Origin of the sequence: Delftia tsuruhatensis NBRC 16741, from assembly GCF_001571325.1 — a bacterium.
In the GTDB taxonomy this organism is placed as follows: domain Bacteria; phylum Pseudomonadota; class Gammaproteobacteria; order Burkholderiales; family Burkholderiaceae_C; genus Comamonas; species Comamonas tsuruhatensis.
Genome location: NZ_BCTO01000007.1, coordinates 93,408 through 108,162, shown reverse-complemented (window position 1 = coordinate 108,162; position 14,755 = coordinate 93,408). Strand labels below are relative to the sequence as shown.

The 14,755-nt window shown below is 71.0% G+C and carries 15 protein-coding genes; 6 read left to right on the top strand and 9 right to left on the bottom strand.

The annotated features are described in order from the left end of the window. Positions 1 to 11 precede the first annotated feature (11 nt). Genes DTS01S_RS01775 through DTS01S_RS01745 form a run of 7 tightly spaced genes read right to left on the bottom strand, consistent with a single transcriptional unit; the run spans position 12 to position 7,668 of the window. Complete coding sequence (locus tag DTS01S_RS01775; protein ID WP_047326319.1) at positions 12 to 599, bottom strand: alkylhydroperoxidase domain protein; 588 nt, start codon at positions 597 to 599, stop codon at positions 12 to 14. Beyond that, the gene (locus DTS01S_RS01770; RefSeq protein WP_061287248.1) at positions 596 to 1,288 is read right to left on the bottom strand and encodes a CMD domain protein; all 693 of its coding nucleotides are present in this window, start codon (positions 1,286 to 1,288) and stop codon (positions 596 to 598) included. Before DTS01S_RS01770 ends, DTS01S_RS01775 begins: the two co-directional genes overlap by 4 nt. Next, positions 1,285 to 2,397, bottom strand: coding sequence for a putative FMN-dependent luciferase-like monooxygenase (locus DTS01S_RS01765; protein WP_046984430.1), 1,113 nt, complete (start codon positions 2,395 to 2,397; stop codon positions 1,285 to 1,287). Before DTS01S_RS01765 ends, DTS01S_RS01770 begins: the two co-directional genes overlap by 4 nt. After that, entirely contained in the window at positions 2,378 to 4,069 is a 1,692-nt protein-coding gene (locus DTS01S_RS01760; protein WP_017406033.1) for a dipeptide ABC transporter ATP-binding protein, read from the bottom strand. The genes DTS01S_RS01765 and DTS01S_RS01760 overlap by 20 nt, the downstream gene beginning before the upstream one ends. Further along, on the bottom strand, positions 4,066 to 5,022 hold the full coding sequence (locus DTS01S_RS01755; protein WP_061287246.1) for an ABC transporter permease: 957 nt from the start codon (positions 5,020 to 5,022) through the stop codon (positions 4,066 to 4,068). The genes DTS01S_RS01760 and DTS01S_RS01755 overlap by 4 nt, the downstream gene beginning before the upstream one ends. Next, a complete protein-coding gene (locus DTS01S_RS01750) occupies positions 5,019 to 5,966 on the bottom strand; it encodes an ABC transporter permease (protein WP_012202987.1) in 948 nt (315 codons plus the stop codon). Before DTS01S_RS01750 ends, DTS01S_RS01755 begins: the two co-directional genes overlap by 4 nt. Positions 5,967 to 5,994: 28 nt before the next feature. After that, positions 5,995 to 7,668, bottom strand: coding sequence for a TIGR04028 family ABC transporter substrate-binding protein (locus DTS01S_RS01745; protein ID WP_061287244.1), 1,674 nt, complete (start codon positions 7,666 to 7,668; stop codon positions 5,995 to 5,997). Positions 7,669 to 7,918: 250 nt separating this feature from the next. Between DTS01S_RS01745 and DTS01S_RS01740 the strand changes: the two genes are divergently transcribed. The 3 genes from DTS01S_RS01740 (at position 7,919) to DTS01S_RS01730 (ending at position 10,708) form a co-directional block, all read left to right on the top strand. Then, entirely contained in the window at positions 7,919 to 8,470 is a 552-nt protein-coding gene (locus DTS01S_RS01740) for an OsmC family protein (RefSeq protein ID WP_061287243.1), read from the top strand. Between the two features lie 25 nt (positions 8,471 to 8,495). Then, entirely contained in the window at positions 8,496 to 9,335 is an 840-nt protein-coding gene (locus tag DTS01S_RS01735; RefSeq protein WP_061287241.1) for a VOC family protein, read from the top strand. A 116-nt stretch (positions 9,336 to 9,451) separates the two neighbouring features. Further along, complete coding sequence (locus DTS01S_RS01730; protein ID WP_016451995.1) at positions 9,452 to 10,708, top strand: Hsp70 family protein; 1,257 nt, start codon at positions 9,452 to 9,454, stop codon at positions 10,706 to 10,708. Positions 10,709 to 10,875: 167 nt separating this feature from the next. Here the strand turns inward: DTS01S_RS01730 and rsmI are convergent, their stop codons facing one another. Next, positions 10,876 to 11,817 carry a 16S rRNA (cytidine(1402)-2'-O)-methyltransferase gene (gene rsmI / locus DTS01S_RS01725; RefSeq protein ID WP_061287239.1) on the bottom strand — a complete coding sequence of 314 codons (942 nt, stop codon included), beginning with the start codon at positions 11,815 to 11,817 and terminating at the stop codon, positions 10,876 to 10,878. Between rsmI and DTS01S_RS01720 the strand changes: the two genes are divergently transcribed. The 3 genes from DTS01S_RS01720 to DTS01S_RS01710 all read left to right on the top strand — a co-directional run bounded on the left by DTS01S_RS01720 (position 11,817) and on the right by DTS01S_RS01710 (position 13,643). Continuing rightward, on the top strand, positions 11,817 to 12,233 hold the full coding sequence (locus DTS01S_RS01720; RefSeq protein ID WP_016450729.1) for a YraN family protein: 417 nt from the start codon (positions 11,817 to 11,819) through the stop codon (positions 12,231 to 12,233). The two genes, rsmI and DTS01S_RS01720, sit on opposite strands and share 1 nt — an antisense overlap. Positions 12,234 to 12,306: 73 nt before the next feature. Further along, positions 12,307 to 12,915 carry an SIS domain-containing protein gene (locus DTS01S_RS01715; RefSeq protein ID WP_016451992.1) on the top strand — a complete coding sequence of 203 codons (609 nt, stop codon included), beginning with the start codon at positions 12,307 to 12,309 and terminating at the stop codon, positions 12,913 to 12,915. After that, positions 12,912 to 13,643, top strand: coding sequence for a BON domain-containing protein (locus DTS01S_RS01710; RefSeq protein WP_017406038.1), 732 nt, complete (start codon positions 12,912 to 12,914; stop codon positions 13,641 to 13,643). The genes DTS01S_RS01715 and DTS01S_RS01710 overlap by 4 nt, the downstream gene beginning before the upstream one ends. 199 nt (positions 13,644 to 13,842) lie before the next feature. Here DTS01S_RS01710 and DTS01S_RS01705 read toward each other — a convergent pair whose 3' ends face one another. Continuing rightward, positions 13,843 to 14,754 (bottom strand): NAD(P)-dependent oxidoreductase, encoded by a 912-nt coding sequence (locus DTS01S_RS01705; protein WP_016450726.1) that lies wholly within the window; start codon positions 14,752 to 14,754, stop codon positions 13,843 to 13,845. Between the last annotated feature and the right edge of the window lies 1 nt (position 14,755).

Here is a 14,755-nt window from a genome sequence, read left to right as displayed (position 1 = left end):
GGCGAAAGCCCTCATGCGGTGGTCCGTGGCTCGCCCAGCGACAGCATGAGCCGGTTGGCCCAGTTGAAGAAGGCCGTGCCGTGCAGCACATCGGAGATGGCGGCATCGTCCAGGCCGGCGGCGCGCAGCGCATCGATGTGGGCGGGCTCCAGCGCAGGCGGCGTCTGGGTCAGCGCCACGGCCGCCGTGACGATGGCGTTCCAGCGCGGTCCCAGGTCCGTGCCCGGACCCTCGGCGAGCAGGCGCTGCACGTCGCCGCCCCGGCGCGAGAAGTGCGTGGCAAAGCGCGCATGGACCGAGGCGCAGTAGATGCAGCCATTGGCGCGCGAAGTGGCAGCGGCCGCCAGCTCCCGCTCGGCACGCGGCAGGCCGGCGTCGGGGTTGTAGAAGATGTCCTTGTCGGTGCGCGTGCGTGCGCCCAGCGTGTCGGGGTCGCGCGCCAGCAGGCGGAAGTAGGGGGACTGCGCGCGTGAGGCATCGACCAGGCCTGCATGGTGGCGTTCGGTCAGCTCGCTTTCGTCCAGCGGCTCAATCCATGGCAGCCAGTCGAGCTGTTCCTGGGTGAAGACCTGGGGAGCGGCGGAGTTCGTTGAGGTCATGGCTGGGCTTGCAGGGTGGGTTGATGGGCTGCCGGGGACGCGGGGCGTGCAGCCAGCACGCGCAACCCCGCCACCACGCGGATCTGGAAGGACAGGAAGGACGCCAGCTGGGACACGATGACGATGTCCGTCTCGCTCCAGCCCGCCTGTTGCAGCGCCTGCAGGGCCCCGGCGCTGGCGTCGCGCGGGTGGTAGGCCAGCAGGTGGGCATGGGCCAGCGCCGCGGCCAGGCGCGCGCCCAGCAGCGCGGCATGGGCCGGGTCCACGGCATAGGCGGGGCCGCTCTGGTCTTCGCGGCTCAGCGGGCCTGCCGGGTAGCGGCCGTACGGCCCGTGCGGGCCGCTGCCGGGCTGAAGGCTTTGTGCACGGCCCCGCACGACTTCGGATGCCACGGCGGCAGCCAGTTCCGCATCTTCGGCCGCCAGCGCCTTCGCATAGAAGGCGGCGCTGCGCGGCTCGCCATGAAGCCCGGCCGTGAAGGCGGCCAGGGCCAGCCGCTCGCGCAGCGAGACCGTGCCGGGCACGGGCTCGGCGGGCGTGAACAGGGCGGCAAAACTCTGCTGGGCCTGCGTGCGCGCCTCGGTGCGGTGGCGGCGCACGCGGTCCAGGGCGCTGCCGGGGGTGATGCCGGCGAGGTGGTCGATGACGTCGTCCGGAAAACGGGGCTGTACGGTGGTGTTCATGGTCATGCGGCTTGCAGCAGTCCGGCCCGGGCTGCGGGGAGGGAAGAGGGTGCCTGCAGATCTGCACGGCGCCAGCCCAGGGCTGGTGCCACATGGGCGGCCGTCAGCTCGATGGAGCGCAGGATGGCGTCGTGCGGCGGGTCGATGGAATGCACCTGGAAGACGATGTCGCTCACGCGCGCCAGCGCCGTGTCGGCGCGCAGCGAGGCGATGACCTCGTCGGGCGTGCCCACATGCACGTCGTAGGCGGCGATGAGATCGGCCAGCGGCGCCTGCGGATCGACGCGGGCCGCCCACTGCGAGGGCTGGGCGGCATGGCGCCGGGCCACGCGGCGCAGGCCGGCCTCGGCCCAGCGCAGCGCCTCGTCTCGGCGGTCGGCAACGAACAGCGTGCGCGAGCCCAGGATGCGCGGCGCCCGCCCTGCGGGCAGGCGGGCGAGGTAGGCGTCGATGATGGGGTTCTGGATCTCGGACAGCGTGGCCTGCGGCGCGCCTTCGGGCCGTGGCTGGGTGCGCGACAGCATCAGGCCGTCGCCGTTGGCCCCGGCCCGCGCGCCGCCCTCGGCCGAGAACGTGGCCTGCCAGATGCGCTCCAGCAGCTGCGGCGCGGCCGGGTACAGGTGGACGCCACCGGCCAGCGCGCGCCCGGCCCAGGCGTCCTGCAGCACGCCGAAGTTGCGTGCGAAGACGGCGCCGCGCTCGGCGCCCTGCACGCCAAAGGCCTCGAAGGATTCGGCCGTGCCGCCCGTGCCCAGGCCCACCTCCAGGCGGCCGCCGGTCAGCAGGTCCAGCACGGCCGCGTCCTCGGCCACGCGCAGCGCGTTTTCCAGCGGCAGCGTGATCACGCCCGTTCCGATGCGGATGCGCCGCGTGCGCGCCGCCACATGGGCGAGAAAGACGAAGGGCGAGGGCAGGCCGCCCTCGCTTTCATGGAAATGGTGCTGGGCCACCCAGGCCGAGTCGAAGCCCTGGGCCTCGGCATGGGCGATCTGCTCGGCCACCAGACGGTAGCGTTCGCCGGCCGGCACATCGTCGAGCAGGCGGCTGAAGAAGCCCAGGCGCGGGCCGCTGCGGGGGGTGGCGCCAGCGTGTGTGTCAGGCGGTATGAGGGACAAAATCAATGCTCCTTTTGCCGGGAATGGCGTCCATGAGTTCGCGCGTGTAGTCGCTGGTGGGGCGCTGGAACACTTCCTCCACGCTGCCCGCGTCCACCACCCGGCCCGCGCGCAGCACCGACACCGTGTCGGCAATCTGGCGCACCACGGCAAGGTCGTGCGAGATGAAGAGATAGGTCAGCCCCAGGTCCTGCTGCAGCTGGGCGAGCAGGGCGAGGATCTGCGCCTGCACGGTCACGTCCAGGGCCGATACGGCCTCGTCCAGCACCAGCACCTGCGGCTGCAGCACCAGGGCGCGCGCAATCGCCACGCGCTGGCGCTGGCCGCCCGACAGCGCATGCGGGCGCCGCTGCAGCACGGCGGCCGGCAGGCCCACGCGCTCCAGCATGTCGTGCACGCGCCGGCGGCGCTCATCGGCCGGCAGCGGGTCGAAGTTCAGCAGGGGCTCCTCGATGATGTCGAACACGCTCTGGCGCGGGTCCAGAGAACTGAACGGGTTCTGGTAGACCAGCTGCACGCGGCGGCGCAGCTGGCGCAGGGCCTCGCCGCGCAGGCCCGTGACCTCGGTGCCTTCGATGCGGATGCGGCCCGCCGTGGGCCGGCCCAGGCCCACGATGGCGCGGATGGTAGTGGTCTTGCCCGAGCCCGACTCGCCCACGATGGCATGCGTGCTGCCCCGGCGCACGCGCAGCGACACGCCGTCCACGGCGCGGAAGATGCCGCGCCCGTGGGCCGAGGCATGGCCGGGCGCCGCGAACTCGTGCACCAGGTCCTCGACCTCGATGGCCCAGTCATCGGCCGTGGCGGGCCTGGGCGTGCGGCGCGGCGCGGGCGCCAGCGAAGGCGCATCGGCCAGCAGCCGCCGCGTATAGGCGCTTTGCGGATTGCGCAGCAGCTCCAGCGTGGGACCCTGCTCCTGGATGCGGCCGCCCTGCATGACGACCAGGCGGTGCGAGCGGTCGGCCGCCACGCCCAGGTCATGCGTGACCAGCAGCACGGCCGTGCCGGTCTCGCGGCGCAGCGCGTCGATCAGGTCCAGGATGCGCCGCTGCACGGTCACGTCCAGCGCGCTGGTGGGCTCGTCGGCAATGATGAGGGCGGGCCGCAGCGCGATGGCGATGGCGATCAGCACGCGCTGGCGCATGCCGCCCGACAGTTCGTGCGGATACTGGCGTGCGCGCAGCGCGGGCTGGGACAGGCCCACGCGGGCCAGCAGCTCCAGCACGCGCGCCTCCACGGCCGTGCGGTCGCGCAGTCCGTGGATGCGCAGGATCTCGCCCACCTGGTCGCCCACCGTGCGCACGGGGTTCAGCGACATGGTGGGGTCTTGCGGCACCAGGCTGACCACGCGGCCGCGGATGGCGTTCCAGCGTGCGGCCGGCCAGCCCGAGACCTCGGTGCCCTGCAGGCGGATGCTGCCGTGCTCGCGCCGGCCGTTGTCGGCCAAAAGGCCGATCACGGCCTGGGCCGTGGTGGTCTTGCCCGAGCCCGATTCGCCGACCAGGGCCACCACCTCGCCCGGCGCCACGGAAAACGACACGCCGTGCACCACGCGCTGTGCCTGGCCTGCGGCATCGCGGTAGGCCACGGCCAGGTCCTGCACTTCGAGCACGGGGGCGGTGGTTGCCACCGCTGGTGCGGCGTGGATGCGTTCCTCGATGGCGGCGCTCATGCAGGCCTCCGTGCGAAGGCCGTGGCGATGCGGTTGGCCGCCAGCACCACGGCCACCACGATCAGGCCCGGCGCCGTGGTCAGCCACCAGGCGGTGGCGATGTAGTTGCGGCCCTCGGCGATCAGCAGCCCCCATTCGGGCGTGGGCGGCGGCGCGCCGTAGCCCAGAAAACCCAGCGTGGAAATCGCAAGGATCGCCGAGCCGAACTGCAGCGCGGCCATGGCGATGACCGAGGTCAGCGAGTTGGGCAGCACATGGCGCCACAGCACGGCGGCAAAGCGCCCGCCGCTGCCGAAAGCGGCCTCCACGTAGTCGGAGCGGCGCACGCGCACCACCTCCGAGCGAACCAGGCGCGCGAAGCTGGCCACCGAGACCACGCCCACGGCAATGGCCGCGTTGATGGTGCCAAAGCCCAGCACGATGATGATGGTCAGCGACAGCAGCAGAGAAGGCACGGCCAGCAGCACATCGACCAGGCGCATCAGCGCATCTTCCGTGCGCCCGCCCGTGGCCCCGGCCAGCAGGCCGATCAGCGTGCCCACGGCCAGGCCCACGCCCACGGCCACGAAGGCGCCCGACAGCGAATGCACTGCGCCATGCACCACGCGCGCCCACAGGTCGCGCCCCAGCGCGTCCGTGCCCAGCCAGTGCGCGGCGCCGGGCGCCAGCAGCTGCTGGCCGGCCTGGCCCGCGATCGGGTTCTGGTGGGCAAACCAGCCGGGCGCCAGCGCCCACAGCGCGGCCACGGCAATCACCAGCCAGGCCAGGGCCAGCGTGGGTGGCAGGCGTTTCAGGGGTTGCAGGCGGGCCGGCAAGGCGAAGCTGCGGCGCGGGGCGGCTGGCGCAGGGGCCAGGGACGGCGCTGGCAGCGCCGTGGGAATGGGAGTAGGAGTGGCGGGCGCGGCCTGGGCATCCAGGGCCGGGGAAAGAGCGCTTGAGACGGCAGTGTTCATGGCCGGTTCTCCACGGAATGGCGCAGGCGCGGATCAAGCAGCGGGTACAGCAGGTCCACGGCGAGGTTGATGAGTACGAAGGCGGCGGCCGAGACGACCACCACGGCCTGGAGCACGGCCGTGTCCTGGTTGCCCACGGCCTGCTGGGTCAGCGTCCCCAGGCCGTTGAGGCCGAACACGGCCTCCGTCACCACGGCCCCGGCCAGCAGCTCGCCGAACAGCACGCCGGCAATGGTCAGCGTGGGCAGCAGGGCATTGCGTGCCACATGGCGCAGCAGCACCCAGCGGCGCGAGGCGCCCTTGGCCCGCGCCACGGCCACGAAGGGCTGGGCCAGCACGGCGTCGATATTGCGCAGCAGCACCTGGGCCAGCGGCGCCGAGATCGGCACGGCCAGGGTCAGCGTGGGCAGCACCAGCCCTTCCCAGGGGCCGGGATTGATCACGGCGATCCAGCCCAGGCGGAACGACACCACCTGGATCAGCATGATCCCCAGCCAGAACACGGGTACCGAGACAAAGACCGAGGGCAGCGAATACAGCGCGTTGCGCAGCCAGGCAAAGGGCGCCAGGCTGGCGGCCGCCGCCAGCGCCACGGCCAGCAGCGCGGCTGCGGCAAAGCCCAGGGCCGCGAGCTTGAGCGTGGGCGGCAGGCTGGTGGCCAGGCCCTGGCTCACCGGCACGCCGGCCTGCAGCGAATAGCCGAAATGGCCTGTGAGGAACTGGCCCAGTGTATGCAGGTACTGCTGCCACACGGGCTGGTCCGAGCCGTAGGCGGCGCGGATGTCGGCAATCTCCTGCGGGCCCAGGCCCAGCTCGGGGTTCAGGAACTTGATCAGCACGGCGTCGCCCGGCAGCAGCTGCAGCAGGATGAACGAGACCGTGAAGGCCGCCCACAGCACCAGGGCGGCCTGTGCGATGCGGCTGAGCAGATAGCGGCGCGGCATGGGAGCGGTTCCTCAGGGAGCGTTCCGGTCAGCGCCTGGCCAGCCAGGTGCTGTAGAAGCTGGGCCGGCCCACGGCCTCGAAGCCCACGTCACGCACCCAGCCTGCGCCCGCAAAGGCCTGGGGTTCCTCGAAGATGGGGATCACATAGGCCTGGTCGATCAGGTAGTTCTGCACTTCGCCGGCCAGCGCCAGGCGCCTGGCGGCATCGGTCTCGGCCGCGATGGCGTCGAACAGGCCGTTGAGCTTGGTGTCCTCGAAGGACTTGACCTTCTGGCTCACGCCGCCTTTTTGCAGCAGCACGTTGCGGTTGGTCGGGTAGTAGTTGCTCTTGATCACGTCGGGATCGGCGCGGCCCACCATGCCGGGCAGCACGCCGGTCTTGTCGGGGTCCAGCGTGTCCACGGCGCGGCTGCCCGCGTCGCCCGACAGCACGTTGAGCTTGATGCCCAGGCGGGCCCACTGCTGGGCCACCAGCTGCAGCGTCTCCTTGTTCTGCGGCTGGGGCAGGGACTCGTAGGTGGAGAGCACGAAATCGCGGCCGTCCTTCTGGCGCAGGCCGTTGGCGCCCAGCGTCCAGCCGGCCTCGTCCAGCAGCTGTTTCGCCTTGGCCTCGTCATAGGCCAGCTTGGCCGACAGGTCCACGAAGCCGGCCGCCGTGGAGGCAATCACCGAGCGCGCCTGCGGATAGCGCGGCGAAAACAGCGTCTCCACGATCTCCTTGGCGTTGGTGCCATGCAGCAGGGCCTGGCGTACCCTGAGGTCGGCCACCAGGGCGTTGTCGGGGCGGATGGCCACGCTGTTGTTCACGCCGCGCGTAGGCGGGGCGTAGATGCTGAACTTCTGGTCCTCGACGCGCTTTTCGTCGTAGGCCTGGATCTGGCGGATCAGCCCGGCCTGGCCGGCCAGCAGCGCGCCGATGCGCACGCTGTCCTCGGGCGTGACGATGAACTTCACCTCGTCCAGCCGCGCGCGGCCCTGGTGGGCCAGCTTGGCGGGACCCCAGGCGTAGTCCTTGCGCACCTTGAGCACCAGCTCCTTGCCCAGCGTCTCGCTGGCCACCACGAAGGGGCCGGAGCCGATGATGCGCGTGGCGTCGCCCAGCTCCTCGAAGGGGCGGTCCAGCGTGGCCGGCGAGACCAGGCCCGAACCGATCACCGAGGTGCCCTGCAGGAAGCCCGGCGAAGGCTTCCTGAAGAAGAACTTCACCGTCAGTGGGTCGACCACTTCGCTGCGCTCGTAGTTGTTGATCACCTCGGACACGGGCTGCTTGAGCGCCTTGTTGCCCAGGCCGTAGGTGTCGAAGTTGCGCGCCACGGCCGCTGCGTCCAGCGGCGTGCCGTCGGAGAAGGTGACGCCGGGCCGCAGCTTGAAGCGGTACTCGGTGGCGTCGGCATTCACGGTCCAGGACTCGGCGATCCAGGGCTGGATCTCCAGCGTCTTCGGGTCCTGGTAGGTCAGCTTGTCGGTGATCTGGTTGAGCACGCCGCCGTTGGGATAGAAGCCCCCGGCCGGCGGATAGAGGTTGGTATGGGCCTGCTGCTCCAGGTAGACCAGGGTGCCGCCTTCCACGGGGCCAGCAGCCGCGCCCGCCTGGGCCGTATCGGCCTGCCTGGAGCACGCCGCCAGCAGCAGGCTGCTGCCCGCCAATACCGCTATCGCGGCCTTCCATGCCGCCTGACCCGCCTTCGATTGGGAAAACACGTTCGTACCTCGCCGCCGCTGGGGCGCTGAAAAACAAGACTGCCGGCCACAGGACCGGCTCCATGTTTTTCATGCTATCGATGGCAAATATTTGCGCTCATATATCGAGTTGCATCGTTATTTGGAAAACGACTAAGGGATGGGGCCCCGCATATCTGCCCAGTGCATAAGCGCAGACGGATTCGTTTGTTTGCCGCGCATGCGGCGGTCCCAACAATGGGCTGGTACTTCCTTCACCGAAAGCCCGTCCATGAGCCATCTCAACGAATACCTTGCCGAAAAGCGCGCCGCCGTGCTCGCCCGCAGCGCCGCCGTCGCGGCCGGCACGGCCCAGCCCGCCCACCTCAAGGCCCATGTGCGCGCCGAGGGCCGCAGCGGCGTGCGCCGCCTGCGCATACGCGAGCACCAGGTCATCAGCGACAGCCCGCCCGACTTCGCGGGCTACAACCTCGGCCCCAGCTCGCCCGAGCTGCAGCTGGGCGTGCTGGGCACCTGCGTCACCCACATCTTTCTGATCCAGGCGGCCGAGCGCCAGGTGCCCGTGGAGAGCCTGGAGGTCGAGGTCACGGGCATCATCGATCCGCGCGGCGGCAAGCCCGGCCACGAGGCCACGCCCATCTGGCCGCACGAGATCGGCTACACCGTGCACATCGACTCGCCCGCCAGCCGCGCCGAGATCGAAGCGCTGTTCGAGGCCGTGGAGCGCACCTGCCCCATCCTCAACCTGCTGCGCAATCCGCAGAACATCCGCGCCGAAGTGCGCCATACCGACTCCAGCGCCGCCGCGCGCCTGGCGGCCTGAACACCGTGCGGAAAGCACCCCTGTCATGACCCTGCCACTCGACCACATCGTCATCGCGGTCCAGGACCTGGAACGCACCATTGCCGACTACACCGCGCTGGGCTTCAACGTGCTGCGCGGCGGCGAGCATCCGGGCCGCTCCACGCACAACGCCCTGGTGGTATTTGCCGACGGCGCCTACTTCGAACTCATCGCCTGGCGGGCGCCCGCGCCCGAGGAACGCTGGTGGCAGCAGCTGCAGCGCCATGGCGAGGGCATTGTCGATTTCGCGCTGCTGCCCACCGAGACCGGCGCCGTGGTCGCCGCAGCCCAGGCGCGCGGGCTGGACTACGAGGCGCCCTACGAAGGCGGCCGCCTGCGCCCCGACGGCGCGCAACTGCGCTGGCGCAATGCACGCGCCCGCAGCCAGGACCTGCCCTTTCTCTGCGGCGACCTCACGCCGCGCGCCCTGCGCGTGCCTGAGGGCGATGCGCGCGTGCATGCCAACGGCGCCACCGGCGTGGCCCGGCTGCACGTGGCCGTGCATGACCTGCGGGCCAGCCTGGCGCGCTGGCGCGCGCTGCTGGGCGAGGGCGCCGACATCGGCGAGGCCCGCCTGTCGGCCGATGGCGGCGCCTACCGCGCCTCGCTGAAGCTGGGGGGCACGGGGCCGGGCGCCACCGAGCTGGTGCTGTCTGCCCCAGCCCAGGGCGTGGCCACGGGCGCCCTGGGCCACCGGCTGGCCACGCGCGGCGAAGGCCCTTATGCGATCGGGCTGGACGTGCGGCGGACTGCGCCTGCACGGGCACTGGACGAGGCCGCCACGCATGGCGTGCGCATCGTGCTCGCCCAGGATTCCCTGCCCCGGGAAACCGCTGCCGCCTAGGCGCAATGCGCGGGCGATAGAATGGCGCCCCGCTGACACCCATGCCCACTCCGGTGGGCGTTTTCGTTGCAGCCGCTGCAGCCTTCGCAGGCTGCCGTGGCGCGGCGCCGCTTGCCATGACGACTGCTTCCTCTCCTGCCACGCTGGGCATAGATTTCGGTACCTCCAACTCCGCCATGGCCTGGCGCGTGCCCGGCCAGCCCGCACGCCTGCTGCCGCTGGAAGGCGATGCCTGCGGCATGCCCACGGCGCTGTTCTTCCATACGGATGAGCACAGCACGCATTTCGGGCGCGACGCCATGGCCCAGTACCTGGATGGCGAGCCGGGCCGGCTCATGCGCTCGCTCAAGAGCCTGCTGGGCAGCGCGCTGCTGCAGGAAAAGACGGCCGTGCACGACCAGCTGGTCAGCTACCAGGATGTGATCGGACTGTTCCTTCGCCGCGTGGCCGACCGGGCGCGTGCCTCGCTGGACGGGCGCCTGCCCGAGCGCGTGGTGCTGGGCCGGCCCGTGCACTTCGTGGATGACCATCCCGAGCGCGACCGCCAGGCCCAGCAGGCCCTGGCCGACGCCGCGCGCGCCGCCGGCCTGGGCGAAGTGGATTTCCAGATGGAGCCCATCGCCGCCGCGCTGGACTACGAGCAGCGCCTCACGCAGGAATCCGTGGTGCTGGTGGTGGACATCGGTGGCGGTACCTCCGACTTCACCGTCGTGCGCCTGGGGCCCGAGCAGGCCGGCCGCCGCGACCGCCGCGACGACATCCTGGCCACCAGCGGCGTGCACATCGGCGGCACGGACTTCGACCACCGGCTCAACCTGGCCCAGATCATGCCGCTGCTGGGCTACCGCCACACCGGCCCCAGCGGCCGCGAAGTGCCCAGCCGCGTGTTCTTCGACCTCTCGACCTGGCACCTGATCCAGTGGCTGTACTCGCCCAAGGCCCTGGCCGAGGCGCGCAACCTGCGCACCGACTACAGCGACCAGCGCCTGCACAAGCGCCTGATGGACGTGCTGGAACTGCGCGAAGGCCACCGCCTGGCCGCCGTCGTGGAGCAGGCCAAGATCGAGGCTTCCACGCGCCATGCCGAGTCGCCCATCGAGCTGGGCTGGCTGGAATCGGGCCTGTCCGCCGCCATCTCGCCCGAGGTGCTGCACGAGCAGCTGCAAGGCCCGCTGCAACAGGTCGTGGCCTGCGCCCAGGACTGCCTGCGCCTGGCCGGCGTGGCGCCCCAGGCGCTGGACGCCATCTACCTCACGGGCGGCTCATCGGCCCTGCGCACGCTGCGCGATGCGCTGCGCGAGGCCTTCCCCGGCGTGCCGCAGGTCGAGGGCGACCTGTTCGGTGGCGTGGCCACCGGCCTGGCGTACGCATAAGTCCCCCTGAGCGGCTGCGCCGCTTCCCGTTGCACGGCGCCCCCTCTCGCTACGCGGGGGGCGTACGGGCAACCGGCGACACCCTCGCGGCGGGGCGGCGCGGCCGGCGTAGGCCCTTGCTCGGTGTCCCTGAGGGTGAAGGCCACTGTGGTGCTGCCGCCTTGGGCTTAATCCTCTATCGGGTCCTCCTCGGCGGCCTGCTTGATCGCCAGCGCGGCGTCATAGAGGCGGTTGCGCGGTGCGCCCGTGATCTCGGCGGCCAGGCGCACGGCCGTCTTGGTGGGCAGCTCGGCCAGCAGCAGGCGCAGCACGCGCAGGGCGTCGGCGTCGGCCTCATCGCCACCCAGGGCCACCGGGTGCAGCACCACGGCGAACTCGCCCTTGCTGCGCTGGGGCACGGCCTGCAGCCAGGCCGGCAGCGCGCTGGCGGGCATGGTGGCAATGTCCTCGAACTGCTTGGTGATCTCGCGCGCCAGCGTCACCGGGCGCTCGCCCAGCGTGGCCAGGGCGGCGGCCAGGTCGGCAATGCGGTGCGGCGCCTCCAGCAGCACGGTGCAGCGCGGCTGCAGGGCCAGTTGCTGCACGGCGGCCAGGCGCTCGGCCGACTTGGTGGGCAGAAAGCCCGCGAAGACGAAACCTCCCTCGCCCTGCGAAGGCGTGACCGCGCCGGCCACGCTGATGGCCGCCGTGATGCTGCTGGCGCCGGGCAGCGGAATGCAGCGCAGGCCTGCCGCCTGCACGGCCGCGCACAGGCGCGCGCCGGGGTCGCTGACGCCGGGCGTGCCGGCATCGCTGACATAGGCGATGCGCTGGCCCTGCTGCAGCCGGGCCACGATCTGCTGTGCCGCCTCGGCCTCGTTGTGCTGGTGCACGGCCAGCAACTGGCCGCCGGGGCGGTCCAGTCCATAGGAGCGCAGCAGGCCCTGCGTGTGGCGCGTGTCCTCGCAGGCCACGCAGTCCACCAGCTGCAGCACATGCAGGGCGCGCAGGCTGATGTCGGCCAGGTTGCCTATGGGAGTGGCCACCACGTAGAGGGCGCCCTGCGGATAATGCTGGGATGCCGCAGCATCCTTGGCTGCGCCCAGCGCGGTGGCGAAAGAGGTAGTCAATGGGTTTCCTTGCGAAAAAGCCGGCAGGCGCGGGGCCGTCTGCCCTCACGACCCGGCACCGGGGCCAGCAGGCCGAGGATGCGGCGCTGGCCCATCTGCAGGCGGCCGGCCTGCGTCTGGTCGAGCGCAATTATCGGACGCCGGGGCGCGGCGGCGGCGAGATCGACCTCATCGTGCAGGCGCGCGACGGCACCGTGGTCTTCGTCGAGGTGCGCAGCCGCGGCACGCGCGCCTTCGGCGGTGCCGGCGCCAGCATAGGCGCCACCAAGCAGCGGCGCATCGTGTTTGCCGCGCGCCACTACCTGATGCGATGGGCCGCGCCGCCGCCGTGCCGCTTCGACGTGGTGCTGGTCGAGCCCGGAGCCGGGCCTGCCGTGCAGTGGCTGCAGGCCGCCTTTGATGCCGAAGGCGCCTGATCCGTTACCGCTGCAGCACAAATAACGCCTGGCTACGAAAGACTTCAGGGGCGGCAGTTATCATCGGGCCTCCATGCTTGAGCAACGTATCCAACAGCATTTCATCGACAGCGCCGACCTGAAATACCAGGCCGCCCAGGCGCTGAGCCAGCCCATTGCGTCAGCGGTACAGGCCATGCTGGCCTGCGTGACCAGCGGCGGCAAGGTCCTGGCCTGCGGCGCTGGCGCCTCGGCCAGCGACGCCCAGCTCTTCGCCGCCCTGTGCGTGGCCGGTTTCGAGCGCGACCGGCCCGAGCTGGCCGCCGTGGCCCTTGTGTCCGACGGCGGCCTGCTGGGCACCGTGGGCGCCACGGGCTCGGGCGGCAACGCCACCCAGTACCTGGCGCGCCAGATACGCGCCCTGGGCCAGCCCGGCGACCTGCTGCTGGTGCTGTCCGCCACGGGCAACGACGTGGCCGTGCTGGAGGCCCTGGATGCCGCCCATGAGCGCGACATGATGGCCGTGGTGCTGACCGGCCGCACGGGCGGCTCCCTGGCCGGCCGCGTGCGCGAGACCGATGTTCTGATCTGCGTGCCGCACGACCGTGCGGCGCGCGTGCGCGAAACCCATACGCTGGTGCTGCACTGCCTGTGCGACGGCGTGGATGCCCAGTTACTTGGTGAACAGGAGATGCCTCTATGAAGTTCCGTTGGTCCCGCGCCGCCTGCGGTGTGCTCGCCGTTGCGTCCCTGGGCGCAGCCCTGTCGGGCTGCGTCGCCCTGGTGGGTGGCAGCGCCGTGATGGCCGGCATGTCGGTGGCGGACCGCCGCACCACCGGCACCCAGGTGGAAGACCAGGGCATCGAGCTGCGCGCCAACAACCGCATCTCCGAAGTGCTGGGCGACAAGGCCCATGTCAACGTCACCAGCTACAACCGCCAGGTGCTGCTGACCGGCGAGGCCGGCAACGAGGCCGACCGCCAGACCATCGAGAAGCTCGTGCGCGAGCAGCCCACGGTGCGCAATGTCTTCAACGAAGTGGTGGTGGCGCCCTTCACTTCCACGCTGAGCCAGCGCTCCAAGGACACCCTGATCACCACCCAGGTCAAGGCCAGCCTGCTGGACGCCAAGGACATCCAGGCCTCGGCCTTCAAGGTCGTGACCGAGAACAAGGTCGTCTTCCTGATGGGCATCGTCACCCCGCGCGAAGCCAAGCGCGGCGCCGAGATCGCCCGCGGCATCAACGACGTGACCAAGGTCGTGCGCGTGGTGGAAGTCATCTCCGAGGACGAACTGGCCCGCATGCAGCCCCAGTCTGCCCCCGTGGTCACCGACGACTCCGGCAAGGCCGCCGCAGCCAGCGCTCCCTCCAGCCCCACGGAAAGCAGCCTGTCCACTCCCGTGGGCGCCACCGTCACCCCGGTGAAGTGATCACCGCCGCCTGAAAGCAAAAGCCGGAACATGTTCCGGCTTTTTGTTTTGGACATAGGAAGATCTCGTTCCTCAGGGCATAGCACTTGAATCTGGCAGGGCCTAAAGCCAGGGACACCAAGCAAGGGCCGCCCCGCAGCGATGGTGTCGTCCCCCTCCCTTGCGAAACAAGTAGAGAGGGGGAAGCGGCGTAAGCCGCTCAGGGGGTGAGCCTCTTGATGAGGCTGGAGGTATCCCAGCGCCTGCCCCCCATCTGCTGCACATCGGCATAGAACTGGTCCACCAGGGCCGTGACGGGCAGGCGGGCGCCGTTGCGCTGGGCCTCGGCCAGCACCAGGCCCAGGTCCTTGCGCATCCAGTCCACGGCAAAGCCGAAGTCGAACTTGCCTTCGGCCATGGTGCGGCCGCGATTGTCCATCTGCCAGCTCTGGGCGGCGCCCTTGCCGATGACGTCGAGCACGGCGGGAATGTCCAGGCCCGCGTGCTGGCCGAAGGCGATGGCCTCGGACAGGCCCTGGACCAGGCCGGCGATGCAGATCTGGTTGACCATCTTGGTGAGCTGGCCGGCGCCGCTGTCGCCCATCAGCGTGCAGGCGCGCGAGAAGGCCATGGCCACGGGCTGCATGGTGGCGAAGGCGGCCTCGTCACCGCCGCACATCACGGTGAGCTGGCCGTTCTGGGCGCCTGCCTGGCCGCCCGAGACGGGCGCGTCGATGAACTGCAGGCCCAGCTCCAGCCCGGCCGCATGCAGCTCGCGCGCCACTTCGGCCGATGCCGTCGTGTGGTCGGCAAAGATGGCGCCGCGGCGCATGCCCGCGAAGGCGCCGTCCGGCCCCAGCACGACCGAGCGCAGGTCATCGTCATTGCCCACGCAGCTGAACACGATGTCGGCGCCGGCCACGGCCTCGCGCGGCGTGGCCGCATGGCCGCCGTTGAACTCCTCGCACCAGGCGCGGGCCTTGGCCTGCGTGCGGTTGTAGACCGTGACGCGGTGGCCTGCCGTGGCCAGGTGGCCGGCCATGGGATAGCCCATGACGCCCAGCCCCAGGAAGGCTACGGAGAGGGGAGCGATGGCCGCATAGCTGCGGGCGGCGATGGAGGAGTCGGACATG